This is a genomic window from Mesorhizobium sp. M7A.F.Ca.US.014.04.1.1 (assembly GCF_003998745.1).
GTDB classification, from domain to species: Bacteria; Pseudomonadota; Alphaproteobacteria; order Rhizobiales; family Rhizobiaceae; genus Mesorhizobium; species Mesorhizobium ciceri.
Genome location: NZ_RZRW01001145.1, coordinates 1 through 977, shown reverse-complemented (window position 1 = coordinate 977; position 977 = coordinate 1). Strand labels below are relative to the sequence as shown.

Here is a 977-nt window from a genome sequence, read left to right as displayed (position 1 = left end):
TTATGAGATTCCCGCCGAAAAGGTCGCGCGCATCGACGATGACCACAAGGCCGCACAGTCAGCCCGGCTGCGGCGCTGGGAGCGGCCGGCATGAGCGATCACGCGCTACCCGGCGACTTCGGCGCGGGCACCCAGGCCCGAGACCCCTATCGGCTTGGTCAGGGCGGCCGACATGGCGTGCGCTCCGCGACCGGCCACGGAGAAGGCGGCCCGGCCTCGAAATTCGTCACCGTGGCATATGGCTTCTGGATCTTTCTGCTGTCCGACATCATCATATTCTCGGCCTTCTTCGCGGCGTATGCCGTGCTTGCCAAGGCGACCGCCGGCGGACCGACCGGCAAGGATTTGTTCGAGCCCACCCGCGTTGCGGTGCAGACGGGCCTTCTGCTCACGTCGAGCTTCACCGGTGGCCTGGCGACACTCGCGACCCATCGCAGATCGATGGCTGCCACGCAGGCCTGGCTGCTCGTCACCGGATTGCTCGGGGCAGCCTTCCTGTTTCTGGAGGTACAGGAATTCGCGGCGATGATCGGCGAGCAGGCGGGGCCTTCGCGCAGCGCATTTCTATCAGCCTTCTTTGCGCTCGTTGGCTGCCACGGCACCCATGTCGGGCTGGGGCTGCTCTGGCTGGGCACAATGATGGCGCAGCTATGGGTCAAGGGTTTTCGGTCGGATATTTTGCGGCGGCTCCACTGCTTCGGGCTTTTCTGGCACGCACTCGACATCATCTGGGTCGCCATCTTCACCCTGGTCTATCTGTTGGGAGCATCGCCATGACCATCGAGAGCAGGCCCGGCGAGATGCAGGACCGCCGCGATTCCGCACCGGGCGAGGAACGTATAACCGAGCACGAAGTGGCTGGAGGGCTGTTGGGCTATGTGATCGGCTACGGCCTGGCCATCCTGCTCACGATCGCGTCATTCCTGGCGGCTCAAACCGATCTGATTTACCAGCCGGCGGTGATTTCGGCCCTGGTG

1 protein-coding gene and 1 pseudogene are annotated in these 977 nt (G+C 64.2%); both read left to right on the top strand.

Features of this window, described 5'->3' with window-relative positions; translation table 11 throughout:
* The first annotated feature begins 90 nt into the window (after positions 1-90).
* Positions 91-777 (top strand): cytochrome (ubi)quinol oxidase subunit III, encoded by a 687-nt coding sequence (locus EOA22_RS35165; protein ID WP_082826763.1) that lies wholly within the window; start codon positions 91-93, stop codon positions 775-777.
* A pseudogene (locus EOA22_RS35160) lies at positions 774-977 on the top strand (cytochrome o ubiquinol oxidase subunit IV); the annotation flags it as partial. The gene EOA22_RS35165 and the pseudogene EOA22_RS35160, both read left to right, overlap by 4 nt.